This window comes from Pedobacter kyungheensis (genome assembly GCF_000812965.1).
GTDB lineage: Bacteria > Bacteroidota > Bacteroidia > Sphingobacteriales > Sphingobacteriaceae > Pedobacter > Pedobacter kyungheensis.
Window position 1 is genome coordinate 117,835 of record NZ_JSYN01000005.1, and the last position, 26,202, is coordinate 144,036.

The following is a 26,202-nucleotide window of genomic DNA, read 5'->3' on the forward strand; positions in this document are numbered from 1 at the left end:
AGTTATCACAGTGGCCGATAAAACTAGAAGTCATTTTGTAGCTTTTCATCAAGCATGCCCATATCCCTTGAAATCTTACTATTGAGTATCTTAGCGTAATGCATCGTAGTCTTGATATCTTTATGCCCTAGCATCTTCGAGACACTTTCAATCGGGACGTCGTTTCCTAATGTGACGGTTGTTGCAAAGGTATGCCTGGCTATATGGAAGGTCAGTTGCTTTTGAACGCTACACAAGTCCGCTATTTCCTTTAAATACCCATTCATGTTTTGGTTACTTAATACGGGAAAAGCCAATCCTGAATGTTCGCAGGTTGGATGATCAGTGTATTTATCATAGAGAGCTTGCGCTGGTTTTACAAGTGGCACATGAGAAGAAGTTAATGTTTTCTCCCGTTTGGTAAAGATCCAGAGTTTCCCATCATCGCCCTTTCGAATTTCAGCGCGTTTTAATTTCCTTACATCAGCATAGGAGAGTCCTGTGTAGCAACAGAAGACAAATATATCCCTTACCTGATCTAGTCTTTGTATAATAAACTCCTTATAGCGAATAGACCTTAGCTCTTCCTTCGTTAAGAAATCCCGCTCTTTTGGTCTTGCAGAGTTTTTATAAGCAGCGAAAGGATTATCAGAAATCCATTTGTGAGCGAGACATAGGTTGATTATCTTTCGAAGATGCTTCATGTATTTTGCTACAGAGATATCGCTACATTTCACTGTCTTTCTCAGGAAGAAATCATAGTTTGTTACAAATGCATAGTTGATTTTGGTTGCCTCTATATCTGACTTCTTATATTGAGATCTGATGAAGCTGGCAAGATGTTTTAAAGAGGTGACATAACCTTTGAGCGTATTTTCCTTAAAGCCATTACCAAGTAGAGCTTTGATTTTATCGTTATGTTCCTGGAGTATTTCCAGAAGGTAGTATTTTTTTTGCCCTTGTTCTGGTATTTATTCATCATTGATTCGCAGGTAATTTCCTTGTCGAGATTTTTAAGCTCGGTATGGATGACCTCCACTTTTCGCTCAATAGAATTTAAATAAGTGTTAAGATTTCGGGCGGATTCCGAATTGCCTTTTGCCCGGTTTACACTAGATTCCCAGTATTTAGGATCGACCATTCTGCCAGCGGAAGCTTCTTTTGGCGTGCCTCCATGGGTTACGGTGATCCTCATGTAGATCGGTACTTCTCCTTCCGAATAGTTCTTAGGGCGTTTCAAGAAGAAGTGAAGAGAATAATTTTAACTCATAACAGCTCATTTTTAGTGTATAAAACTAAGGATGCTATGCCCTGTATGTCAAGATGTTTAAATTTTGAACTGGCTGTAAATTAGCGAGTTATGGCGTTTTCAGTGAGTCGATATTTTGTAGAGCCGACTCACTGAATAACTCACTTGAGATATGGCAAAAAATAGGTTTTTTAGCCATTCTGTAAAACTAAAAACCCCACAAACAACGCGTTTGCAGGGTTTTATACGATTTGTCATCGTCATTCGTAGCCCGTAGGGGAATCGAACCCCTGTTTCCAGAATGAAAATCTGGCGTCCTCACCCCTAGACGAACGGGCCATTTTTTCAGTTTTTTAATTTCCAATTTTCAGTAGGCAATTAAATTGCCAGCTGAGAACTACCAACTGAATTGGTAGCGGGGACACGACTCGAACGTGCGACCTTCGGGTTATGAGCCCGACGAGCTACCAACTGCTCCACCCCGCACTCTATACAACTCGTTTTTTCTCTTGAATTAAATCCTTAACCCTGTTTCCGAATTGGAATGCAAAGATATAATTCGTTTCTTTGTACTGCAAATTTTTTTTAAAAAATATTTCAATGGCGCATAAAGCAGGTTTTGTTAGTATAGTAGGTAAGCCCAATGTGGGTAAATCTACCTTGATGAATGTGCTTGTAGGCGAGCGACTTAGTATTATTACCCCTAAGGCTCAAACCACAAGGCACCGCATTTTAGGTATTGTAAATGAAGCAGAATATCAGATTGTTTTTTCTGATACTCCAGGGATAATTAAGCCAAAATACAGTTTACAGGAGAGTATGATGAGCTTCGTTAATGGCTCATTAACCGATGCTGATGTGCTTTTATTTGTAACTGATATTAATGAATCGCATGATGAAGACGATGTTTTGGATAAAATTTTAAATAAAGATATTCCAACAATTGTCTTAATTAATAAGATAGACCAGGCTACACAAGAGCAGGTGGATGAGAAAATTGCTTACTGGAACGAAAAATTAAAGCCAGTTGCCATTTATGCCATTTCTGCTTTGCATAAACACAATGTGGATGGTTTGCTTGACCGCGTTTTGGAAATGTTGCCCGAGCATCCGCCATATTACGATAAGGAAGATTTAACCGACCGTTCTGAGCGTTTCTTTGTTTCAGAAATCGTACGCGAGAAGATCTTTTTAAACTATCAGAAAGAAATTCCTTACAGTACTGAGGTGATTGTGAAGAGTTTTAAAGAAGAACCCCTTAAAAACGGAAAGGGTTTAATGGTACGCATCAGTGCCGAAGTTGTGGTAGAGCGCGATTCGCAGAAGAATATCCTGATTGGTACTGGTGGCAGTATGTTAAAGAAAGTTGGTACTGAAGCCAGGCTCGAAATCGAAAAGTTTTTAGATGCTAAAGTATTTCTCGAGTTGTTTGTGAAAGTTATTCCCGATTGGAGAAGTAAAAAGAACTACCTGAAAAGTTTCGGATACGATAATTAATTTCGATTTTTAAGGATGAAGAAAAGCATAACGATCTTATTGCTGTTTGTAACGGCGGTAGTTGCCGCTCAGGAATCGAACAATGGTAAAAAATTGTGGGCCAAATCAATCCTGAACGAAAAAGCGCCCGAGCTGGTAGTAGAAAAATGGATTTCGAAACAGCCCGATACCAAAGGGAAATTTGTGTTGATTGATTTTTGGGCGACCTGGTGTGGTCCATGCAGGGCGTACATTCCTTCGTTAAACGATATTCAGAAAAAGTATGCTGATAAAGTAGTAATTATCGGGGTTTCTGATGAGCCTGCTGAAAAAGTTGAAGCTTTTAATAATCCGAAAATTAATTATTCAGAAGCAATTGATACCAAAGGTACAGTAAAAAATCAGCTGGAGGTTAAGGGGATTCCCCATGCCATTCTGATCGATCCTAAAGGGATTGTGCGTTGGGAGGGTTTTCCATTGTTGAAGGATAACGAACTTACTGAAGAAGTGCTGAAAGGACTTTTAGAAAAGTATAAAAATTAATATCACTGAGGTTACGAAAATTAACCGTACCTTTGCAGCCCGAAATAAATCGGTTAGTAGTTGATAGTCAATGGCTGATAGCCAAATAGTTTAAGCAGCGGCCTAAACACCACGACCATTAACTATAAGCCATTAACTATCAAAAGAACACCCATGAGTAATATTATAGCCATCGTAGGCAGGCCAAACGTAGGCAAGAGCACCCTTTTTAACCGGTTAACCGAAAGCCGTAAAGCCATTGTTGATGATATGAGCGGAGTAACCCGCGACAGGCATTACGGAGTGGGCGAGTGGACTGACAAACAGTTTACCGTAATTGATACAGGTGGTTATGTAGCCAATTCGGAAGATGTTTACGAAGCGGCCATCCGCGAGCAGGTATTAATCGCCATCGAAGAAGCAAGTGTATTAATTTTCATGGTGGATGTAACTACCGGCATTACCGATTTAGACGATGATATTGCGCAGGTGTTGCGCAGAAGCGATAAACCGGTTTTTGTTGCGGCCAATAAAGTAGATAACACCGCGCTATACAACGAAATTCATACTTTTTATGGCTTTGGTTTAGGTGAAGTTTATCCACTGTCATCAATGACAGGTTCCGGAACCGGAGAGTTGCTGGATGAAATCATTAAAAAATTCGACGATACTCCGGAGGAAGAAAGCCTGTTGCCTAAAATTACCATTGCTGGTCGCCCGAATGTGGGTAAATCTTCTTTGGTTAATGCCTTAATCGGTAAAGAAAGAAATATTGTTACTGCTAATGCGGGTACCACGCGCGATTCCATTAAAATCCATTACAATCAGTTCGGGCATGAGTTTATGCTGATTGATACTGCCGGGTTGCGTAAAAAGACCAAGGTGAAAGAAAATCTTGAGTTTTATTCTGTAATGCGTACCATAAAAGCTTTGGAAGAAGCCGATGTGGTCGTATTGATGATTGATGCGCAGGAAGGTCTCGAGAGTCAGGATATCAATATTTTCCACCTGGCCGAAAAGAATAAAAAGGGTATTGTAATTCTGGTTAATAAATGGGATTTGATTGAAAAGAATACCAAAACCATGAAAGCTTTCGAAGATGAGATTAAAGAGCGCATCCGTCCGTTTACTGACGTGCCTATTATTTTTACTTCGGTATTGAATAAACAACGTATTTTTAAAGCTGTTGAGGCTGCTTTAGAAGTGTATACCAACAGGGGCAAAAAGATTCCTACTTCTAAGTTAAACGATGTTATGCTGCCTTTGATCGAGAATTACCCGCCACCGGCATTAAAAGGGAAGCACATCAAAATCAAATACATTACACAGATTAACGGAACATCGCCAATGTTTGCTTTCTTCTGTAATTTGCCACAATACATTAAAGATCCTTATAAACGTTTTATCGAAAATAAACTGAGAGAGAACTTCGATTTTTCGGGTGCGCCTATCCAGATTTTCTTCAGACAGAAGTAATTTAAGGTTAAAGGCGTAAGGTCTAAACATCAAAACCATAATATTTAAAACAGGGCTACATTCCATAGTGAATTAGCCCTTTTTTTATTTTTGCTGTAGTGCATAATGCTGGACCGTGGTTATTTGCACCATATAAGTCATGTCAGAACATTTAAGCTTTTACGAATTTAGATGTCTTATATGGTTTAAAGATTTGGGGTGTTTTAAATCTGTGTTCATCATTTTTATCTGTGGTAAAAAACTACCTTTGTTGTATGCAAATCGAAGTACTCAATAGCCAATCAACTGATATCGACATCATTTTCGGTTTTTACGATCTGGCCATTGCACACCAGAAGAAAGTTTTTAACAAGCATTGGCAGGGTTTTAGCCGCGAGCTTGTACAAACTGAAATTGCCGAAAATCGTCAGTATAAAATTTTGGTTAACGGCGAAGTAGCTTGTGTTTTTGCCGTAACCTTTAATGATGCGCTGATTTGGGGCGACCGCGATCATGACTCGATTTATATTCACCGGATTGTAACCCATCCCGATTTCAGGGGCTATGCTTTTGTAAAAGAAATTATTAAATGGGCCCGGCAATATTGTCTGGATAATGATTTAAAATATATCCGGATGGATACCTGGGCCGATAACGAAAAGCTTTTGGATTATTACACCAGCTGTGGTTTCGAATATGTAGGCGTGGTAACCATGCAAGAGACCGATGGCTTGCCTAAACATTACGAGGGAATTAGTCTAAGTTTATTTGAAATTGTGGTGTAAGTTATTTCAATTCAATTTTCCAGCTTAACATGTCATCCACTTCGCCAATATGGATAAAACCGTTTTTTTCTAAGATAGAGTAAGAAGCTACATTGTCTTTGGTAGTAGCTGCAAAAACCGATCGTACTTTGGGCTGTTCTTTGGCCCATTGCAATATCCGGCCAACAGCTTCTGTCATAAAGCCCCGGCCTCTGAATTCTTCGTAAGTGCCGTATCCAATTTCAATTTCTCCATTTGGATCGGGCTCACCAACAAAACAAATATCGCCCACCATGCGGTTGTCAGGTTTAGAAACAATAGTCCAGAGGGTGTGGTAGAGGTAATCTTTGTCTTTATCGAAAACATTGGGTAAAATGGTTTGCTCTAAGGCTTCCTGCAGTTCGGGTGCAATGTTTTTTTTGGTGGGTAAGAGGTGAAATTCTTTTTCTAAAGAATGATCGTCTTTAATGTATTTTAATAGTTGGTTGTGTGTTAAGGGCTTTAAAATGAGGCGTGGCGTTTCTATCATGTTTGAGCGGGATAATCGGGCCTAATATAATGTTTTGGCTATTAAAACCTGGCTTTTTGAGAACAAGCTTATGTTAATAAACTTTAATCACTTGACCTGTAACAATACCAAGCACACTTTTTTCAAAGGCTTTTACAACTTTATCCATCGTTACCGGTATTTCACCTGGAAAAGAATCGAAATAGGCCGGCGAATCTTCAACCACATTTGGACTAACTGCATTAATGCGTACACCGTTTTCGAGCTCGGGTGCTGCTGCAATTACAAATGAGTTTAAGCCACCATTTACAGCACTTAGTGCCGAGCCGGCTGCTACAGGATGATCGGCCAGGATGCCAGATGTTAGCGTAAAAGAGCCTCCTTTATTAATGTAGTGCTGCCCGATGAGTACGAGATTAACCTGGCCCAGTAATTTATCGAGCAGACCTTTTTTAAACGTTTCGCCTGTCATTTCTTTAACGGGCGCAAAAGGGCCTTTACCACTGGTGCTAATCAAGGCATCAAAAGGGCCTATTTTTTCGAACATGGCTTTAATCGATGCTTCACTCGTAATATCAACCTGTACATCGCCTTTGGTGTTGCCTACACGTATTACTTTGTGCTTTTGGGCAAAAGCATCACTAACTTTTTTGCCCAGGGTTCCGGTTGCTCCTACAACAATAATATTCATCTATTCCTGATATTTAAGTTTAACTTATTGAGTATGGTTGTTAAACATAAAGATCAAACAAATGTTTTTGAAAAACAATTAGTGTTGCAACACCATTTCTGCTTTTAAATCGGCTATAAAAAGATCAATATGTGTTTGATTAACATTGGGCATGCAAATGATGTGTGAATGGCCGTTTTCGGCGGCCAGCTGCCATTTCTTGCAGATAGCGACTGATGGAGCGGGGAAGTTAACGGTAATGGCATTGGTGTTGCGCCAGGCAGCTATTCCCATTTCTTTAAGTTTTAATTCGGCATAAGCGGCGGTTTCCAGGCTGTGCAGCGCACGTGCTTTTAAACCTGCTATTCCAAGTCGTTTAATGGTGTGCCACAAAAACAGTGGGCTATGTCCGTTCCTTGAGCCTGTAATCGTAGTATCTACACTGCCAATATAGGCTACCGAACGCGCAATCCTGTCGCGGTTTGATTTTTTAGCAATCACTACGCCACAAGGCATTGGCGAACCGAAAAATTTATGGCCGCTAATGGCAATGCTATCTGCGCCATCTTCAAAATCAAATGCAGGGCGGGGCTCAATTAAAGCACTGTAAGTGCCTGAAAGTGCCGCGTCGGCATGAATGTAGTAATGCTGAATGGCTAGCTTTTTTAAAATCGCTTTAATTTTGGCAACATCATCCCGGGCCTCGGTCATGGTGGTGCCGATGTTGGCCATAATGATAACCGGCATGTGGCGGTTCATTCTGATCGTGTACTCCAAATCATCGTAATCAATTTCGCCATTTTCCTGCGTGCGGATAACAATATTTGACATGTTGAGCAAATGCAGGTTTTTCTGAACACTGTAATGGGTAGCTTCAGAGTAATAGACCATTCCTTTGGGATGAAGCTCGCGGGCCAGGTACAAGCCATATAAATTTCCTTCCGAGCCGCCATTGGTTACGTAGCCCCACCAGTTATCTTCAGGTGCCCGGAAAAGATTGGCAAAGAAAGCTACTACTTCCTTTTCCAGTTCGCGCGAACCCACGCCATAAGTAGAAGTAACAAATGGATCGCCGAGGTTATTCATCGGGTATTTCAAAAAGTCAGTTAGCTCCTGATAATCGAAATCTTTAGCAACCGGATAGCCGAGGAACAAATCGGTTTGGTTCTTTACTTTTTCTAATAAATCGCTTAATGTATGTTGGTCTGTTGCTGATAAATTGCCTGATGTCATAACTGATTAGATATGTGGGCAAAATTATATAAATAGAAATATAATATCGCTATTTTGATTTAAATAAGAATATTATATTGTATTTGTTGTGTGATTTAAAATTATAGCTCTTTTTGGATTGATCGGAGAGGTTTGCTAAAAAATAAAATATGGCTATTGCAGGTTGGCTAGTGCCTGCCTTACCGCATTGTCGGTTTGGTTAGCGGCTTTATAGTAACCTACATCTCCCAAATAATAACGGCAAAGCAATGCTTTCAGGTCGTTTTGGATTATAGTTTTAGCATTATATAGTTGAAAACGATCAATCGGCACATTTTTACGCTGTATAAAACCGATAAAATCTTTAAAATCGTTATCGGTAATGGTAAAAATATTAATATTCTGTTCTACAAAGCTGGCGCTGTATCTGTTGGTTAAAACATTAAACACATAATCAGATAGTACTTTTTTACTCACCAGGTTGCTGTAAAATTTATTGTATCCGGTAGTGTCCAGTCGTACAAAAACATCAGGCTGTATGCCACCTGCCGGCTTAAATCTTTTAGTGGGTTGGGGATTTACACCCTCTGTTTTTTCAATCGAATCCTGAAAAGAAGTCCGGTCGCCGGTTAATTCGCCGTCCATCATGCGCTCATCCAGCTCATGCTTATAGGCATCGTAACCTTTTTTATACGATTTTTGAATACTCCGGCCCGAAGGTGTATAATAGCGGGCAATGGTAAGGTTTAGTGCAGAACCATCCCCAAAGGCAAATTGTTCTTGTACAAGGCCTTTGCCAAATGAGCGGCGACCAACAATGATACCTCTGCCTAAATCCTGAATGGCGCCTGCAACGATTTCACTTGCCGATGCGGTGTTTTCATTAATTAATACGGCAAGCTTGCCATTTTGAAAGGCTCCGGTTCCGGTAGAGAAATAATCGGTACGTGGCTCGTGCTTGCCCTGTGTATAAACAATTAACTTATTTTCTGGTAAAAACTGATCAGCTAAACCTGTTGCTGCGGTAAAATAGCCGCCACCATTATCGCGCAGATCAAGAATCAGTTTTTTCATGCCTTTCGCTTTCAGGTTGTTAGCGGCTGCTGCAAAATCGTTATCGGTATTGGCACCAAATTTACTAATGCGTACGTAACCGGTTTCGGTGTTAATCATGTAAGCTGCATCGATACTACTGATGTTTACCTTACCGCGGGTAACCATAATACGGTTGCTTTGCGTAAGGCCCGGATGTAATAAAACCACGCTTACGCCAGTTCCGGCTTTACCTTTAAAACGTCCGGTAAGCTGATCTTTGGGTAAATTCCGGCCACTAACTACTGCGGTATCGATACTCAGGATTTTATCGCCTAATTTTATGCCTGCCTGTGCAGCAGGACCATCCTTAACAACACCTGTAACCATCATGGTATCATTAAGCATGTAATACTCTATCCCAACACCTTCAAAATTTCCCTCCAGGTTATCGCTCATATCCTGCGCATCGGTTGGTGGCAGGTAAACGCTATGCGGATCGAGCTGGTGTAACACACTGTCGATAGGTAAATTTTGAAGCGAATCGGTATTGATATCATCAACGTAGTTTCCGTTAATGATGTGGAGGATTTCGTTGAGTTTCTCGTCGCTGTTATTGGCCAGCTGTGGGCTTTTCTTTACGCCAAAGCCCTGGTCTTTAATGAATTTTATGCCCAAAAACATACCGGCTATTAAGATTACAGAATAGCTTATAGCGATCAGTATATTATTGCGGGTATTTTTTTTCATCAGCGTTACTGCAAATTTATGAAAATTAGCGGGTTGATATATTTTTTAACTGCATTTTCTTGTCTTTTGTTTATAATTTTTAACATAAATTAACCTGAAGAATGTGCGGATTGAATTTTGTGCGGCATATTTTTGAATTTTTAAGGATGTATTTAGAAAGAATTTACCGAATTTTATCAAAATTAAATTTATGAACAGAGTTACCGAGCAGGAATCTAACTATAGCCACATCGATAAGATGTCGGTGTTAGAAGTTTTGCAGGGCATTAATAACGAAGATAAAACTGTGGCTTTTGCCGTAGAAAAATCTTTGCCTCAGATCGAAAAATTAACTTCGGCCGTTGCCGAAAGAATGAAAAAAGGTGGTCGTCTTTTTTATATCGGAGCAGGAACAAGCGGTCGACTTGGAGTGGTAGATGCTTCAGAATGCCCGCCTACTTATGGTGTGCCTTTTGATTGGGTTGTTGGGATTATTGCCGGTGGCGATACAGCGATCAGAAGAGCGGTAGAATTTGCCGAGGATGATGCCGAACAAGCCTGGAAAGATTTACAGGAATTCAATATCAACGAAAAAGACTGTCTGGTTGGCTTGGCCGCATCAGGCACTACCCCGTACGTTATTGGCGGCCTAAATACAGCCCGTAAACATGGCGTTTTAACCGGTTGCATTGTTTGCAATACTGGCGGACCAATTGCAGCAGAATCAGATTTTCCTGTTGAAGTTGTAGTAGGTCCGGAGTTTATTACCGGCTCTACGCGCATGAAATCGGGTACAGCACAAAAACTGGTTTTGAACATGTTGAGCACTACCGTTATGGTGCAACTTGGACGTGTGGTGGGTAATAAAATGGTAGACATGCAATTAACCAATCACAAGCTGGTTGATCGTGGAACACAAATGGTGGCAGATGAGTTACGTATTGGTTACGAAGAAGCTGCCGAGCTGCTAAACCGTTATGGAAGCGTGCGTAAAGCCGTAGAAGCGGGGCAACATTTATAAAGGATGAAGATAAGAGAATATGCACGAGATTGAACCTTATTACCAGTGGAGAGATGATTATATCTCGGCAGAAGACGAACGCTCGCCTTTTTACAATACCGAATACTCAGAGCTTTACTTCGATAAACAGATTTATAACTTTTTGCTACACCCCCAGTGGGATGATTTTGGTTCGGGCACGCTCTATCTGAAAATACTTTATGCCGATTACGACCGTAGTTACGCCATTATCGAATTAATTGGCGAGTGGAACGATGCCATTAACAACGATATCATGTTGCTTAAACGCGATGTAGTTGAGCTGATGATGGACGAAGGCATCAATAAGTTTATCCTTATTGGAGAAAATGTGCTGAATTTCCATGCTTCTGATGACAGTTATTACGAAGAATGGTTTCAGGAGGTAGAAGATGGCTGGATTGTGGGTGTAAACTTTCAGGAACACGTAATTGCCGAGTTTCGCGATAACAACATCGATTATTACATTAACTTTGGTGGCGATTTCGATAATCTGCCATGGCGTACCTTAAAGCCGTTACAGTTCTTTAAAAAAGTTGAAGAACTCTTGACAAAAAGATTAAACTAAATGTTTATTTTTATAATTTATCACACAAAAAATTAAAATGGAACAACAAAATTATCAATATCAGGACAACAGTGTTTTCGTTCAGGAAAAATCTGCATCTAAACGTTTCTTCGGGAGTGTGTTTTTATGGATGTTTGTGGCACTTGCTGTCTCAACAGTAGCAGCTTACTTTATCGCAAGTACACCTGCTGTTTTAGATTATCTTTTATCGTATAACCCGCAAACAGGAAAAGGAGGCTTTACTGCTTTAGGTTACATTGCAATATTTGCTCCACTTGGATTAGTTTTTCTGCTAGGCTCAAGAATGCAAACAATGTCTTACGGCGCGTTGGTTGCTGTTTTTTTACTGTATTCGGTTCTAACAGGAGTAATGTTAAGCTTTGTTCTTTTATTATATGCAACTACTTCCATTGTTATTTGTTTCGCAGCTGCAACAGCAATATTTTTAGTAATGGCTATAATGGGTTATACTACAGATGCAGATTTGAGTAAGTTTGGTCCGATATTATTTGCCGGAGTAATGGGCTTAGTTATTATAAGTGTTATCAATTTCTTTTTAGGAAGTTCTACGCTGAGCTATATTTTGGGTATAGTTGGAGTTGCAATTTTTACTGCATTAACCGCTTATAAGGTTCAGGAGCTAAAAAGAATAGGCCAAGGCTTAGATGAATATGGAAATGAAATTGCGCTTGCAGATAGCAAAAAATTAGCAATTATCGGTGCACTGTCATTATACATTACATTCATCAATTTATTTATGTCACTATTACGCGTTTTTGGTAACAGAAGATAACCGATAATACCGAACAATATTCTTAAGGCTGTGCAGTTTTGCATGGCCTTTGTAATTTTATTTGGCTGCGAAGCGATAATTTTTGGAAATGATGCCGCTTTGTTGCATTTTTGTATGCTTATTAAGAAAGACGGAGGGATTAGACCCAACGAAGTCTTAGCAACCTGTGCCACACAAGGTGCTAAATTCTATCTCGATTTTATTCGGGGAAAGATAAGTTTAGGATTACGATTCTCGTACCAACTTTTTAGATAAGCTTTTTGAGTATTACGAATAAAGTATCTGGTATCAAGACATAACTGTTTTATTACCTTGCTTGATTTTTGTAGCATTATCATTTATTAGGAGTAATCTTGATACTCGATTCCCGCTACTTGATACTTACTATCACAACAACAATGAGCATAAGAGAAGAATTAGAAAAACGTATTTTGGTGATTGATGGTGCTATGGGTACCATGATTCAGCGATATACTTTAACCGAAGAAGATTTTAGAGGGGAGCGCTTTAAAGATCATCCCTGTGATGTAAAAGGCAATAACGATTTGCTTAACATTACGCGCCCCGATATTATCAAAACCATACACCTCGAATACCTGGCTGCCGGTGCCGATATTATCGAAACCAATACCTTTAGTACGCAACGTATTTCGATGGCCGATTACCAGATGGAAGACCTGTCTTACGAAATGAGTTTCGAAGGAGCAAGGGTAGCCAAAGAAGCGGCAAATGAGTTTATGGCGGCTAATCCCGATCGCAAGTGCTTTGTTGCCGGTGCCATTGGCCCAACCAACCGTACCCTTTCGATGTCGCCGAATGTAAACGACCCGGGTTTTAGGGCGGTTTATTTCGATGAACTGGAAACAGCTTATTACGAGCAGGTACGCGGACTTGTTGATGGTGGTTCGGATGTTTTACTGATTGAAACCATTTTCGATACTTTAAATGCCAAAGTGGCCATTGTTGCCATTAAAAAATATGAAGAAGTAATTGGTCGTAAGCTCGAGATTATGATTTCGGGTACTATTACCGATGCTTCAGGAAGAACACTATCTGGCCAAACTGCTGAGGCTTTCTTAAATTCAGTAATGCACGCCAAACCTTTGAGTATTGGTTTTAACTGTGCATTGGGAGCTAAAGAAATGCGTCCGCATATTGAAGAGCTGGCTGCAAAAGCAGGCTGTTACGTTTCGGCATACCCGAATGCAGGTTTACCAAACGAGTTTGGTGCTTACGATGAGCAACCGCACGAAACTGCCCATTTGGTTGATGATTTTATTGCCTCGGGCTTTGTAAATATTGTTGGGGGCTGTTGCGGTACCACGCCAGATCACATCGGCTGCATTGCTAAAAATGCACGAAAAGCAGAGCCAAGAAAATTACCTGTACTTGAGCCTTACATGCGTTTAAGCGGGCTTGAGCCGGTAACCATTACACCAGAGAGTATTTTTGTAAACATTGGCGAAAGGACCAATATTACCGGATCGCCCAAGTTTTCTAAACTGATTCTGGGTGGCGATTACGAAGCTGCTTTAGCCGTTGCCTTGCAGCAGGTAGAAGGTGGGGCGCAAGTAATTGATGTGAATATGGATGAGGGGATGCTCGATTCGGAAGCTGCCATGACCAAATTCCTAAACCTGATTGCCTCTGAGCCAGATATTGCCAAATTGCCCATCATGGTCGATTCATCGAAATGGTCGGTAATTGAAAATGGCTTAAAATGCCTGCAGGGAAAAGGGATTGTAAATTCCATTTCTTTAAAAGAAGGTGAAGATAAATTCCGCGAAAGTGCCCGTAAAATTATGCAATATGGGGCTGCTGTAGTGGTAATGGCTTTTGATGAGCAGGGGCAGGCCGATAATTACCAAAGAAGGGTAGAAATCTGTAAACGCAGCTACGATATCCTGGTAAATGAAATCGGTTTCCCGCCAGAAGATATTATTTTCGACCCGAATATTTTAACTGTGGCCACCGGACTGGAGGAGCACAACAATTACGCGGTCGATTTTATTAATGCTACCCGCTGGATTAAAGAAAACCTGCCTCATGCCAAGGTAAGTGGTGGGGTTTCCAATATTTCTTTCTCTTTCAGGGGAAATAATGTTGTTCGCGAAGCCATGCACTCTGCATTCCTTTACCATGCTATTCAGGCTGGTTTGGATATGGGCATCGTAAACGCCGGGATGCTTGAGGTTTATCAGGAAATTCCACCAGAATTGTTAGAGAGGGTAGAAGATGTACTGTTAAACCGGAGGGAAGATGCAACCGAACGCCTGGTTGAATATGCCGATACCGTAAAATCAAAAGGTAAAGAAGTGGTAAAGGATGAGGAGTGGAGAAAGGGCTCGGTAGAAGAAAGGCTATCTCATTCTTTGGTAAAGGGAATTGTAGAATACCTGGATGATGACGTAGAAGAAGCCCGCCAGAAATACGATCGCCCGATTCAGGTAATTGAGGGGCCATTGATGGATGGGATGAATATCGTGGGCGATTTGTTTGGTGCCGGAAAAATGTTCCTGCCCCAGGTAGTGAAATCGGCCAGGGTTATGAAAAAAGCGGTTGCTTATTTATTACCCTTTATCGAACAGGAAAAACTCGATAATCCAGATCAGGACCAGAATTCTTCGGCCGGAAAAGTGTTGATGGCTACGGTGAAAGGCGATGTACACGATATCGGTAAAAATATTGTGGGTGTGGTACTGGCTTGTAATAACTTCGAAATTATAGATATGGGTGTGATGGTTCCTGCACAGGATATCATCAAAAAAGCCAAAGAAATTAATGCCGATATTATTGGTTTAAGTGGATTAATTACGCCATCGCTTGATGAGATGGTTCACTTTGCCAAAGAAATGGAACGTGAAGGTTTTACCATTCCGTTAATTATCGGTGGTGCAACTACCTCACGTATTCATGCCGCGGTAAAAGTTGCGCCAAACTATTCTGGCCCTGCTATTCATGTTTTGGATGCTTCCAGGAGTGTTACGGTATGCAGTACCTTAATGAACCCTGATACGAAGGACGAATATGTGGCTGGTATTAAAGCCGAATATGATAAAGCACGTGAAGCACATTTGAACAAACGTTCTGATAAACGCTTTACAACTTTAGAAGAGGCCCGCGAAAACAAGTTTAAGATCGATTTTAAAGCTGATCTGCCGGTTCCTGAATTTACGGGTACAAAGGTTTTTGATAATTATCCACTGGAAGAACTGGTGCCTTACATCGATTGGACGCCATTTTTCCATACCTGGGAACTACGTGGAAGTTATCCGAAAATTTTCGACGATAAAAACGTAGGCGACGAAGCTAAAAAACTATTCGATGATGCACAGACTTTGCTAAAACGCATCCTCGATGAGAAATTATTAACTGCAAGAGGTGTAATTGGTTTCTGGCCTGCAAATGCAGTTGGAGACGATATTCAGTTAACAGTTGACAGTAATCAGTTGGTAAATGAATCTGAACTGAAAACTGAAAACTCCCAACTGATAACCATACACACCCTCCGCCAGCAGGCCGAGAAAGTAGACGGGCAACCTTATTATGCTTTATCTGATTTTATTGCGCCAAAAGAGAGTGGTATCCAGGATTATTTCGGAGGTTTTGCGGTAACAACTGGTATTGGTATTGATGAACTGGTGAATGAGTTTGAAGCTAACCACGATGATTACAACAGCATCATGGCCAAAGCATTGGCCGATCGTTTAGCCGAGGCCTTTGCTGAGCGGATGCATGAGCGCGTGCGTAAAGAATACTGGGGTTATGCCAAAGATGAAAATCTAAGCAATCAGGAGCTGATTAAAGAAGAATATGCAGGTATCCGTCCGGCGCCGGGTTATCCGGCTTGTCCTGAGCATACAGAAAAAGGAACATTATTCGCTTTGCTTGATGCCGAAAATAAAATTGGTTTACGCCTGACAGAAAGTTATGCCATGTATCCAACTGCTGCAGTAAGCGGGTTTTATTTTGCACATCCCGATTCGAAGTACTTCGGATTAGGTAAAATAACCAAAGATCAGATTGAAGATTATGCCACCAGGAAAAATATGCCGGTTGAAGAAGTAGAGCGGTGGTTAAGTCCGAATTTAGCTTATTAACCCCTCGCTTTGTCATCCTGAGTATAACGAAGGATCTCAAAGTGAAGGACATATTTTGATGTTGCAGTCATAAAAAGATAGGGGCTGCTATTGTTTTTGAGATGCTTCATTAGCATTCAGCATGACAACTAAACCAGGTTATGAAGATTACAGACCATATAAAAAACGCAAAGGGTAAAACCTTATTCTCTTTCGAGTTATTGCCACCAATGAAGGGGCAGAGTATCCAGTGGGTTTACGATGCTATCGATCCTTTGCTGGAGTTTAATCCGCCATTTATTGATGTAACTTCCCTCCGCGAAGATTACATTTATAAAGAACAGGAAAACGGCTTGTTGCAAAAAGTATCGTACCGCAAGCGTCCGGGTACTATTGCCATTTGTGCAGCCATTATTCATAAATACAAAATTGATGCTGTACCGCATTTAATTTGTGGTGGTTTTACCAAAGAAGAAACCGAAAATGCCTTAATTGATCTGCAGTTTTTGGGGATTGATAATGTGCTGGCTTTACGTGGCGATGCGCGTCAGGCTGAAGCTTCTTTTATCCCAACAAAAGGAGGCCACCATTATGCTACCGACCTGATTCAGCATATTAAAGACCATAACAACGGTAAGTTTCTGCACGAAGATATCGATACCTACAAAAGCGATTTTTGTATTGGTGTAGCAGGTTATCCGGAAAAACATTTTGAAGCGCCTAATTTAAATGCCGACTTTAAGTACCTGAAAAAGAAAGTTGATATGGGCGCTGAGTTTATTGTTACCCAGATGTTTTTCGACAATCAGAAATATTTCGATTTTGTTAAAAAATGTAGGGAGAACGACATCAATGTGCCGATTATTCCAGGTTTAAAGCCTATTAGTACCTTAAAACAGCTAACGGTTTTGCCTAAAATTTTCCACCTCGATTTGCCAAATGAGCTAACCGAGGCGTTATCGCATGCGAAGAATAATGCTGAGGCCAAAGAGATTGGCACGGAAGCCATGATTAAACAATGTAAAGAACTGATGGATTTCGGCGCACCTGTGCTACATTTTTACACCATGGGCCGACCTGAGCAAACCAAAGAAATTGCCAGGGCGATTTTTTAACAGATCTTAAGCGACCTCGCAGGTTTTATAAAGTTGCGAGGTCTGAATGTTTTCGCACAATTAAATTCTATTGACTATGAATCATTTAAATAAAGACCAACAAAACCTCGATAACATCTTAACCGATGTAAAAGAGCAGGGGATGGCTTATTTAAACCAGATTCATGAACGCGCTACGGCGAGTAGTGGTGGCGTAGAATTGATAAATAGTTTAGCTGCTGAAGGAGTTGGCGCAGAAGGTGCTTTAAAACAATTTAACGAACGCTTCGAACCCATTATTGTAGCCTCATCAGGTCCGCGTTATTGGGGCTTTGTAACCGGTGGCACAACGCCTGCAGCCATTGCCGGCGATTGGCTGACCACTATTTACGATCAAAATACCCAATCAGCAAAAGGGAATGGCGATATTTCTGCTTTGATTGAGCTGGAAACCATACAGCTTTTACTGTCACTTTTTAATTTACCCCATCAGTTTTTTGGCGGCTTTGTAACCGGGGCAACCCTCTCTAACTTTACTTGCCTGGCAGTAGCACGTCAGTGGATTGGTAAACAGGAAGGGAAAGATTTTGCGCGCGAGGGCATTACAGACAAGGTAAATGTTTTATCGGCAACTCCTCACTCATCGTCGGTTAAATCGCTGGCCATGCTGGGTTTAGGCAGTAATAACATTATCCCTGTAAAAGTAATGCAGGGTAATCGCGAAGCTTTGGATATTGCCGATTTAGAATTGAAGATACAAGCACTAAATGGGGCTCCTTTTATCTTAATTTCAAGTGCAGGAACAGTAAATACAGTCGATTTCGACGATTTTGAAGCCATTAACCGGTTAAAACAAAAATATAATTTCTGGTGGCACATCGATGCTGCCTTTGGTGGCTTTGCCGCTTGCTCGCCTAAGTACAGCCATTTGGTACAAGGTTGGGAAAACGCCGATAGTATTACAGTCGATTGCCACAAATGGCTGAATGTTCCCTACGAAAGTGCTGTGTTTTTGGTTAAAGAAGCGCATCAGCTGTTGCAGGTAGAAACTTTTCAAAATTCAAATGCCGCTTATCTGGGCAATCCGATGGAAAACTTCAGCTACCTCAATTTCCTGCCCGAAAATTCAAGGCGTTTAAAAGCCTTACCAGCCTGGTTTACCTTAACCAGTTACGGAAAGCAGGGTTATCAGGAAATTGTAGAAAGTAACGTAGAAATGGCCTTGCTATTTTCCGGTTTCATTAATAACCATCCGGCTTTCGAATTACTGGCGCCGGTTCGTTTAAATACTGTTTGCTTTACGCTGACGGATGAAAGCCATGTTCCGGAGTTTCTGAATAAACTCAATGCAACCGGCAAAGTTTTCATGACCCCAACTTTCTACAATGGCAAAAAAGGAATCCGGGCAGCCTTTGTAAATTGGCGTACCTCAGTAGCTGATGTAAATCTTGCCACAGCTGCTATGCTCGAAATTCTTACAGAACTTTAACTGAGCATATTATTGTTTTAAAAGCATAGCGCTTATATTTGCAATAATGAAGCTGGATACCCTTAAATATATACTTATAACCTGCATAGCGCTTATTTTTTTAATAAAAGTGAGTCATGTGGTTTCGTATTTAAGTTATTCTGCTGATACAACCGAAGTATTGTCGATGCATGATGATGCCTCTGAAAAAGAGGAGAAAAAGCTGGAAACCGAATATGCTATACCGCAATTTGTCTCACATATCCAGTCTTATTTTCCCATGCTAACGGCTAAGAAGTTAATTATTCCTGATTATTCTTTTAGATTAGCGTACTTTCCCGAGGTTTTAACACCTCCTCCTTCTATATAATACATCTTTACAAGTATCAGGTTTTACTAACAGGTGAAACCCATTGTCTATTATTAAAAATTCAAAAACCATTCTATATGAAACGAGCAATTTCATTTGCAGTGTTTTTAATCGCTGCTTCTTTAAAAATCAGTGCACAGGAAGTTGTGCAGAATAACGTTAAACCTATCGAAAACGCGTTAAGTCAGGTTACCAAATTACAGCCTGTAAGTTTTAATTACGATAAAGCCTGGGCCGAAAAACTAAAACTATCAGCAAAGCCACAATTCGGTTTTGTAGGTGCTGAAGCCAAAGCTGCTGTGCCCGAAATTACAGTTGCAGTGGCAAAAGATTATGCTACGGGTAAAAATGCCTCGCGATCTGCAACCATAACCAGGGTAGATTACGAAAGTTTAGTACCGCTTTTAGTTGGTAGTATTAAAGAGCAACAGCAACAAATTGAAGAATTAAAGCGCGAAATTAAAGCTTTAAGGGCGCAGCGTTCTAAATAGCATCCAGGATTGGAAATCCTTAGCGCTAATCGTCACCCTGATCCGATAGCTATCGGATTTATTTCAGGGTCTCTCTGCAGGTTATATAACAAATAAAGGGATTCAGGCCCAGCCGAATCCCTTTTAGCTTAGTTGGTCCGGATTTGCAATCCGGACCTATCGTTTTTCGGATTTTTAATCCGAAGTAATTAAACTCACAAATAAACAACTTCCAATAAACCTACTCCACCTGCATAATTTATAGCTGAGCTGTAATTGTAATATTCTGCTTCAGTTACAATTCCTGCTTCAATAGGATTGTTGTGGATATAATCCAATTTTTGATCCTTAAACTCATTTGAATATAGGATAATTGGATGAAACCCGTCCTGCCAGAATTTGTAGTCCTTATTTTTAATATTTGTTCGGGCAGCAAATGCAAATTTATCTAAAAGCCACTCCCGGCTTTCGTTAATTTCGCCCAGGGTTTTGATAATTTTCTTTGAAGTAAATTTTTTGAAATCTCTGATGATATCTGAAAGCTTCTTGTCTTCAGTGGCACTTACAATCACATGTAAATGACTTGGCATTAAACACCAGGCATAAATAATTAATCCCTTTTCCGATTGGCAATATTTAAGACTTTCAATAATAACCTCCGAAAGTTCTTTTCTCGTAAATGCATCGATGCAACCCACTACAGTTGTGGTAATGAAATAAATTTCATTCTGATCGGTAACAGCATACTTGAAAGCCATAATCCATAATTTGAATATTTAATATAAGAATTTCATTTCTGATATCAATTATTCTGGCAGCAAATCATAAATGGGGGCTAGATCAGGATTGAAAATCCTGGGTTCAGGAGTCCGGATTTTAAATCCGGACTAACATAAAACAATAAATGGATTCAGGCTTAAGCCGAATCCATTTATATGCTCGTAATTAGATCAGTTTTATCCTTTCAACAAATAAGCTTTAAATCCTTCAAAATCTACGCCTAATTGGTCGGCCTGTTTTGGTTTGCTTTCTAAAGCAGTAACCTGTTCAGGGATTTCGATTTTTGCAGCAATCGCTTCCGGAAAAATATCCGGGAATTTGCAGGCGTGTGCCGTAGATAAAAATACGGCGGCACTTTCATCTGCCGGATTTTCATTTCTGTATTTTTCTACCGCTAAATAGGCAATGGCAGTATGCGGACAAGCCACATAATTAAACTGATTATCGAGTCCTTTAATTCCGGCAAGCGTTTCTTCGTCAGTGAAGCGGTAAGCAGTAACCACTTTCTTCAAAGCTTCCACATTCTGGTTAAACAAATCCATAATCCTTACCCAGTTGCTTGGTGCACCTACATCCATCGCGTTCGAATAGGTTTGTGTAGAAGGTTTGGTTTCGTAGTTGCCACTTTCTAAAAAGCGCGGAACGGTATCGTTAACATTGGTAGCGGCAATAAACTGTTTTACGGGTAAGCCCAGTTTGTAAGCCAGCAAACCTGCACCAATATTGCCGAAGTTTCCACTTGGTACCGAGAAAACGACATCATTAAGCCCTTGTTTTTTCAGCTGTGCGTAAGTGTTGAAATAATAGAATGTTTGTGGAATTAACCTCGAAATATTAATCGAGTTGGCTGAGGTAAGGCGGAATTTCGCATTCAGATCGGCATCGGCAAAAGCTTGTTTAACCAAAGCCTGGCAATCATCAAAAGTGCCTTTTACTTCAATAGCACGGATGTTTTTCCCGTTGGTAGTCAGCTGCAGTTCCTGTATCGGACTCACCTTGCCTTCAGGATATAAAATGGTAACGCGGGTATTGGGTACGCCTAAAAAGCCAAGTGCTACGGCTCCGCCGGTATCACCTGAGGTGGCTACCAATACATCAAGCAGTTGCTCGCCATCTTTTAAGAAGTAAGCCATCACCCGGCTCATAAAGCGAGCACCAAAATCTTTAAAGGCTAAAGATGGTCCGTGGAAAAGTTCTAATACAAAGGTTTTATCATCAAGTTTTACCGCTGGTGCTTCGAAATTAATTGCGTCTTCAATCAATGCTTTTAAATCGTCAGCCGGAATTTCATCTTTCAGCAGGGTAGAAGCTACTTTGTAGGCAATTTCTGGTAAGGTATATTGCTCAATATTTTCGATAAAAACAGCGTCCAGCTGTGGAATTTCTACAGGCATGTACAATCCTTTATCTTGTGGCATGCTGTTAAACACGGCTTCTTTAAAAGAAACACGTAAATCTTTATTGTTGGTTGAATATAGTTTCATTATTTAATGAGGTTGGAAGGTTGGAAGGTTGGAAGGTTGGAAGGTTTTGGGCACTTAGCCCTCTGCCTTTTACCCCTCAACCTTCCGCCCTTATGAAATTACTCTTGGTCCTTCGGCGTTAACCGGAGAAACAAAAGCTTTACTGTTGATATTGATTTTGTGTAAATGTTGCTGTTGCGATTTGGTAATTTTTCGGGCAGTTTCTTCGTCTTTGGTTAAGGCGAAAACAGATGGACCTGAACCTGAAATTCCGAAGCCGATGGCCCCATTTTCCATGGCCAAAGCCCTCATTTCTTCAAATCCCGGAATTAAGATCGAACGGGTAGGTTCTACCAGTACGTCTTTCATACTTCTGCCAATCAAATCAAAATCGTTCATAAACAAACCGCTAACCAGTCCGGCAACATTGCCCCATTGGGTAACGGCATCTTTTAACGATACTTTGCTACGGATCATCTGGCGCGCATCTTTGGTAGGTACATCTACCTCAGGATAAACAATAGCAGCATACATGCCCGCAGGGGTTGGTAAAGAAATTACATCCAGCGGATCATAGCTTCTAACCAATACAAATCCACCCAGTAAAGCTGGGGCAACATTATCGGCATGGCCATAACCACAGGCCAGTTCTTCGCCCTTCATGGCAAAAGGAACCAGTTCTTTGGTGGTAAGCAAATCGCCCATTAATTTGTTTATGGCAAATAAACCGGCAACCGTACTCGCAGAGCTAGAACCCAGACCACTACCAATAGGCATCTTTTTATGCAGTTCGATTTCTACACCCACATCTAAGCGATTTACATGTTTCAGGTAGTGTTGTACGCTGGCGCTAACTGTATTTTTTGCAGCATCTAAAGGCAAGCGACCATCATCGCCGGTAATCTTTTTAATTACCACTCCAGGCGTATCCGTGAGACGCATTTCAACTTCATCGCCAGGTTCATTAACGGCAAATCCCAGTACATCGAAACCACAAACTACGTTAGCAACAGTGGCTGGGGCGAAAACTTTTATACTCTTTTTCATTATTAATAGGCTTAGCGCTTGGTTAAGCAGTTATTTGGTTTAAGTGATATTGTAAATGCACAAGGTAATCTTCAATAAAATAGGAAAGCGTGTGCAGTTCTGTCTTTCCTTTTCCGGTGTCGCAGGTGTTTTGCAGTTTTTCTTCAGGAATATTTTCAATAACACGGGCAATCTGGTTATTCAAAAGTTGCCAAAGGGTTTTTACTTCTGCAAGATCAGCAGCCTGATAGTTTTGACAGGCTACCCACTCATCCTGGTGATAAATGATTTTAACTTCTTGCTCATATTGGCCAACAATAAGGCGACGGATATTATTCGAAGCACTATCAATCAAGTGACCCAATAATTCCTTTTTCGACCATTTATGTGGTTGTGGTTTATCATTCCAGGCTGCTTCGGTAATGTTTTCAAAATCAATCATCGCCTGATTTACCAGGCGGATGATTTCATTTTTTTGTGCTAGAACGGGATGCATAAGCCTAATTACTCAAAGTTCCTACGTTGATGATATCGGCAAAAACACCTGCAGCTGTAACTTCTGCACCTGCACCCGGGCCTTTTACCACCAGCGGACGCGATTTGTAACGGTCGGTAGTGAAAGAAATGATGTTGTCACTTCCGGAAAGCATAAAGAAAGGATGACTGTCATCCACCATTTGCAGGCTGATTTCAACATTTCCATCTTCTAGTTTACCAATGTAGCGTAAAACCTTGCCATCTTTGGCTGCTGTATTTTTCAGATTCTCAAAATAGGCTGCATTCGCCTGTAATTCCGAGTAGAAATCTTCAACTGAAGTGGCATTTAAACAGGCATCCGGTAAAATGTTGTCGATTTTTACGTCGCTGGCTTCTAAAGGATAACCGGCATCACGAGCCAGGATCAGCATTTTACGCATAAAATCTTTTCCGTTTAAGTCATCTCGCGGATCGGGTTCTGTATAACCGAGTTCCTGTGCTTCTTTTACAGTTTCGTAAAATCCGGCATCACCTTTAAAGTTATTAAAGATATAAGAAATGGTTCCCGATAAGATGGCTTCAATACGCGCCACTTTATCGCCACTCATCATCAATTCCCTCAAGGTGCGGATAATTGGTAAACCGGCGCCTACATTAGTTTCGTAATAAAAATCCACCCCAAATCTGCGTGCAGTATCTTTAAACGATTTGTATTGCGCAAAATCTGCTGAATTACCTTTTTTATTACAGGTTACTACCGAGATACTGCTTTCGAATATGCCCTGGTAAAATTCAATTGGTGCTTCAGCTGCGGTATTATCAACAAAAACACAGTTAGGCAGGTTCATGGCTTTCATTCTGGCCACAAATTCGGCCAGGTTGGCCTGTTCACCCTGATCTGCTAATTCAGTTTCCCAGCTGTCGAGCGATAAACCATCTGCATTGAAGGTCATTTTGCGCGTATTGCTTATTCCGGCTACTTTTACCTGAAGGTCGTTATTGGCTGCCAGAAAAGGCATTTGCTCTTTTAACTGGTTGAATAAGGTTTTGCCAATATTTCCCGTTCCCAGGCAAAAGATGTTTAAGGTTCTTTTCAGGTCGGTAAAAAAAGCATCGTGCACCGCATTTACGGCTTTCGATAGATCGGCTGCGCTGATGATCACCGAAATATTGTATTCTGATGAACCCTGTGCAATTGCCCTTACGTTGATACCGTTACGGCCCAGTGCACTGAACAAACGTCCGCTCATACCCGGAGTGCGTTTCATGTTTTCACCCACTATGGCTAAAACCGCCAGGTTGTTTTCAACTTCTGGTAATTCGAGCTTTTTGGCGTCTAATTCGAGTTCAAATTCTTTTTTAATTAAGGCAATAGCATGTGCTGCATCGGTTGGTTTAACCGCAAACGTAATACTGTGCTCTGATGAGGATTGGGTAATTAGTACCACATTGATCTGCTCACGTGACAATAAAGAGAACAAGCGGCCGCTAAAGCCAGCTTTGCCTACCATACCGCTACCGCTGAGGTTGATGATGCTGATGTGATCGATAGATGAAATACCTTTTATTGGCAAGTTAGATGATTTAACATCGCTTTTGATATAGGTTCCGGCGAAATCCGGCTCGAAAGTGTTTTTAATCACAATCGGAATTTTTTTCATGAAAGCAGGAATCATCGTTGGTGGATAGATTACTTTCGCACCAAAATAACTCAGCTCCATGGCCTCAGTATAGCTCAGCTCTGGTAAAGAGAAGGCTTTCTTCACCATGCGTGGGTCGGCAGTCATCATGCCGTTAACATCTGTCCAGATTTCTATTTCTTCGGCATTTAAGGCTGCACCCCAAACGGCTGCAGTGTAGTCAGATCCGCCACGTCCCAGGGTGGTTACGCGTCCTGTTGCATTGCTGGCAATAAACCCGGTAACAAAAAGCACCTTGTTTTTATTTTCCTGATAAAAGTTGTTGATCAACATTTCGGTTAGCTCGGTATCTACTTTTGCCTGGCCAAAATTGCTGTCGGTTTTAATAAAATCTGCTCCGTTTACATAAAGGGCATCACCGAATTGCTGCAAAGCGATGTGGCTGATCATAAATGTAGAGCAGCGCTCACCATAACTCAAAATCTGATCTTTGGTTTGTAAGCTCAGCTCTTTGAGGTTGCTCACTGCTTGTAATAAATCTTCCAGTTCGTTAAAAAAGATCTTTAACCGCGTAAATACGGGATTCTGTGCAGCAGCTGGCAAAAGCGAACGGATTACCGCAAAATGTTTTGCTTCAATTGCTTTTAAATGAGTATCGTAATCTTCGCCACGCTCGGCCATTTCGGCCATCTCGGTAAGCAAGTTGGTTACACCGCTCATTGCCGATAATACAACTACCGGGCTGTTCTTCTGTTTTTCTTCACCTACCAGGCGCAGGAGGGTTTTAATGTTCTCGGCCGAACCTACGGATGTGCCGCCGAATTTAAGTACTTTCATTAGTATGGGTTTTTATGGTTATGAAAGCTGTACAATGGCTCGTTAATTATGATATGACTTATTGTAGCAGTTTTCAATGGTTTTAGCTTAAAAAAAAAGCGTCCCGACTACTGTCGGGACGCTCTCTGTGTTTTATGTTTTTTCAATTTACAACAAATTAGCCCCGCTGGTTTATACCGGTGGTAATAATAATGGTTGTAATAATTGAAGAGTTAAAAATCATGTTGTCTTGGTGTACTTTTTACACCGTAAAGTAGGAGATAATTTTTTTAAAATGCAAATGTTTTTTAATTTTTATTTCGAAATTTTTATTAAAACGTTTAAGTATATGCAATAGCGATATTTTTTAAACTGCAGTACTTTGCAAATAGAATTCCTTATTTTTTTTAATAAGGCTAATTATCGGCTACTAAATGTTTCCATAAGCGGTACAATATTTTTTACATTTTGGGTAGCGGATGGTTGCTTACCGCTGTCCGTAAGATTTTAAGCGTCGGATAAT

General features: G+C 40.7%; 23 protein-coding genes, 2 tRNA genes and 1 riboswitch. Of the genes, 12 read left to right on the plus strand and 13 right to left on the minus strand.

Features of this window, described 5'->3' with window-relative positions; genetic code table 11:
• Nucleotides 1–23 precede the first annotated feature (23 nt).
• The 4 genes from OC25_RS06030 to OC25_RS06040 form a co-directional block, all read right to left on the minus strand.
• Nucleotides 24–917, minus strand: coding sequence for a site-specific integrase (locus OC25_RS06030; protein WP_342418092.1), 894 nt, complete (start codon nt 915–917; stop codon nt 24–26).
• Nucleotides 824–1,174, minus strand: a complete 351-nt coding sequence (locus OC25_RS28325) for a hypothetical protein (protein WP_245221909.1) — start codon at nt 1,172–1,174, stop codon at nt 824–826. The genes OC25_RS06030 and OC25_RS28325 overlap by 94 nt, the downstream gene beginning before the upstream one ends.
• A 321-nt stretch (nt 1,175–1,495) precedes the next feature.
• A tRNA-Glu gene (locus OC25_RS06035) sits at nt 1,496–1,567 on the minus strand.
• 71 nt (nt 1,568–1,638) lie between these two features.
• Nucleotides 1,639–1,714 (minus strand) — tRNA-Met (locus OC25_RS06040).
• Between the two features lie 114 nt (nt 1,715–1,828).
• Between OC25_RS06040 and era the strand changes: the two genes are divergently transcribed.
• From era to OC25_RS06060, 4 genes are all read left to right on the plus strand, one after another.
• Nucleotides 1,829–2,725, plus strand: coding sequence for a GTPase Era (gene era / locus OC25_RS06045; protein ID WP_039472891.1), 897 nt, complete (start codon nt 1,829–1,831; stop codon nt 2,723–2,725).
• Nucleotides 2,726–2,740: 15 nt separating this feature from the next.
• Complete coding sequence (locus tag OC25_RS06050; RefSeq protein ID WP_039472894.1) at nt 2,741–3,247, plus strand: TlpA family protein disulfide reductase; 507 nt, start codon at nt 2,741–2,743, stop codon at nt 3,245–3,247.
• A 153-nt stretch (nt 3,248–3,400) separates the two neighbouring features.
• Complete coding sequence (gene der / locus OC25_RS06055) at nt 3,401–4,702, plus strand: ribosome biogenesis GTPase Der (RefSeq protein WP_039472897.1); 1,302 nt, start codon at nt 3,401–3,403, stop codon at nt 4,700–4,702.
• A 254-nt stretch (nt 4,703–4,956) separates the two neighbouring features.
• Nucleotides 4,957–5,466: a GNAT family N-acetyltransferase gene (locus tag OC25_RS06060; protein ID WP_039472900.1), complete on the plus strand. Its 510-nt coding sequence runs from the start codon at nt 4,957–4,959 to the stop codon at nt 5,464–5,466.
• A gap of 1 nt (nt 5,467) precedes the next feature.
• On the opposite strand, the gene OC25_RS06065 is transcribed toward OC25_RS06060, so the two are convergent.
• The 4 genes from OC25_RS06065 to OC25_RS06080 all read right to left on the minus strand — a co-directional run bounded on the left by OC25_RS06065 (nt 5,468) and on the right by OC25_RS06080 (nt 9,617).
• The gene (locus tag OC25_RS06065; RefSeq protein WP_039472903.1) at nt 5,468–5,974 is read right to left on the minus strand and encodes a GNAT family N-acetyltransferase; all 507 of its coding nucleotides are present in this window, start codon (nt 5,972–5,974) and stop codon (nt 5,468–5,470) included.
• Nucleotides 5,975–6,047: 73 nt separating this feature from the next.
• Nucleotides 6,048–6,644 carry a short chain dehydrogenase gene (locus OC25_RS06070; protein ID WP_039472907.1) on the minus strand — a complete coding sequence of 199 codons (597 nt, stop codon included), beginning with the start codon at nt 6,642–6,644 and terminating at the stop codon, nt 6,048–6,050.
• A 78-nt stretch (nt 6,645–6,722) separates the two neighbouring features.
• Nucleotides 6,723–7,856, minus strand: coding sequence for a histidine decarboxylase (locus tag OC25_RS06075; RefSeq protein WP_039472909.1), 1,134 nt, complete (start codon nt 7,854–7,856; stop codon nt 6,723–6,725).
• Nucleotides 7,857–8,009: 153 nt separating this feature from the next.
• A complete protein-coding gene (locus tag OC25_RS06080) occupies nt 8,010–9,617 on the minus strand; it encodes a S41 family peptidase (RefSeq protein ID WP_039472911.1) in 1,608 nt (535 codons plus the stop codon).
• A 190-nt stretch (nt 9,618–9,807) separates the two neighbouring features.
• On the opposite strand from OC25_RS06080, the gene murQ reads away from it, so the two are divergent.
• From murQ to OC25_RS06125, 8 genes are all read left to right on the plus strand, one after another.
• Nucleotides 9,808–10,617, plus strand: a complete 810-nt coding sequence (gene murQ, locus OC25_RS06085) for an N-acetylmuramic acid 6-phosphate etherase (RefSeq protein ID WP_039472914.1) — start codon at nt 9,808–9,810, stop codon at nt 10,615–10,617.
• Nucleotides 10,618–10,636: 19 nt separating this feature from the next.
• A complete protein-coding gene (locus OC25_RS06090; RefSeq protein WP_039472916.1) occupies nt 10,637–11,203 on the plus strand; it encodes a hypothetical protein in 567 nt (188 codons plus the stop codon).
• A 37-nt stretch (nt 11,204–11,240) separates the two neighbouring features.
• The gene (locus OC25_RS06095; RefSeq protein ID WP_039472920.1) at nt 11,241–11,996 is read left to right on the plus strand and encodes a Bax inhibitor-1/YccA family protein; all 756 of its coding nucleotides are present in this window, start codon (nt 11,241–11,243) and stop codon (nt 11,994–11,996) included.
• Nucleotides 11,997–12,111: 115 nt separating this feature from the next.
• Nucleotides 12,112–12,216, plus strand: a riboswitch (SAM riboswitch).
• Nucleotides 12,217–12,394: 178 nt separating this feature from the next.
• Entirely contained in the window at nt 12,395–16,096 is a 3,702-nt protein-coding gene (gene metH, locus OC25_RS06105) for a methionine synthase (RefSeq protein WP_039472924.1), read from the plus strand.
• Between the two features lie 140 nt (nt 16,097–16,236).
• A complete protein-coding gene (metF, locus tag OC25_RS06110) occupies nt 16,237–17,190 on the plus strand; it encodes a methylenetetrahydrofolate reductase [NAD(P)H] (protein WP_039472927.1) in 954 nt (317 codons plus the stop codon).
• A gap of 76 nt (nt 17,191–17,266) precedes the next feature.
• Complete coding sequence (locus OC25_RS06115) at nt 17,267–18,658, plus strand: pyridoxal phosphate-dependent decarboxylase family protein (protein ID WP_039472930.1); 1,392 nt, start codon at nt 17,267–17,269, stop codon at nt 18,656–18,658.
• A gap of 46 nt (nt 18,659–18,704) precedes the next feature.
• Nucleotides 18,705–19,007 carry a hypothetical protein gene (locus OC25_RS06120; RefSeq protein ID WP_039472933.1) on the plus strand — a complete coding sequence of 101 codons (303 nt, stop codon included), beginning with the start codon at nt 18,705–18,707 and terminating at the stop codon, nt 19,005–19,007.
• Between the two features lie 77 nt (nt 19,008–19,084).
• A complete protein-coding gene (locus tag OC25_RS06125) occupies nt 19,085–19,498 on the plus strand; it encodes a tail fiber domain-containing protein (protein ID WP_039472936.1) in 414 nt (137 codons plus the stop codon).
• 194 nt (nt 19,499–19,692) lie between these two features.
• Here the strand turns inward: OC25_RS06125 and OC25_RS06130 are convergent, their stop codons facing one another.
• The 5 genes from OC25_RS06130 to thrA form a co-directional block, all read right to left on the minus strand.
• On the minus strand, nt 19,693–20,235 hold the full coding sequence (locus OC25_RS06130; RefSeq protein WP_039472939.1) for an REP-associated tyrosine transposase: 543 nt from the start codon (nt 20,233–20,235) through the stop codon (nt 19,693–19,695).
• A gap of 198 nt (nt 20,236–20,433) precedes the next feature.
• Entirely contained in the window at nt 20,434–21,741 is a 1,308-nt protein-coding gene (gene thrC, locus OC25_RS06135; RefSeq protein ID WP_039472941.1) for a threonine synthase, read from the minus strand.
• A 90-nt stretch (nt 21,742–21,831) separates the two neighbouring features.
• Complete coding sequence (locus OC25_RS06140) at nt 21,832–22,767, minus strand: homoserine kinase (protein WP_039472944.1); 936 nt, start codon at nt 22,765–22,767, stop codon at nt 21,832–21,834.
• A 22-nt stretch (nt 22,768–22,789) separates the two neighbouring features.
• Nucleotides 22,790–23,242: a DinB family protein gene (locus OC25_RS06145; protein WP_039472948.1), complete on the minus strand. Its 453-nt coding sequence runs from the start codon at nt 23,240–23,242 to the stop codon at nt 22,790–22,792.
• 4 nt (nt 23,243–23,246) lie between these two features.
• On the minus strand, nt 23,247–25,700 hold the full coding sequence (thrA, locus tag OC25_RS06150; protein WP_039472951.1) for a bifunctional aspartate kinase/homoserine dehydrogenase I: 2,454 nt from the start codon (nt 25,698–25,700) through the stop codon (nt 23,247–23,249).
• Nucleotides 25,701–26,202 lie beyond the last annotated feature (502 nt).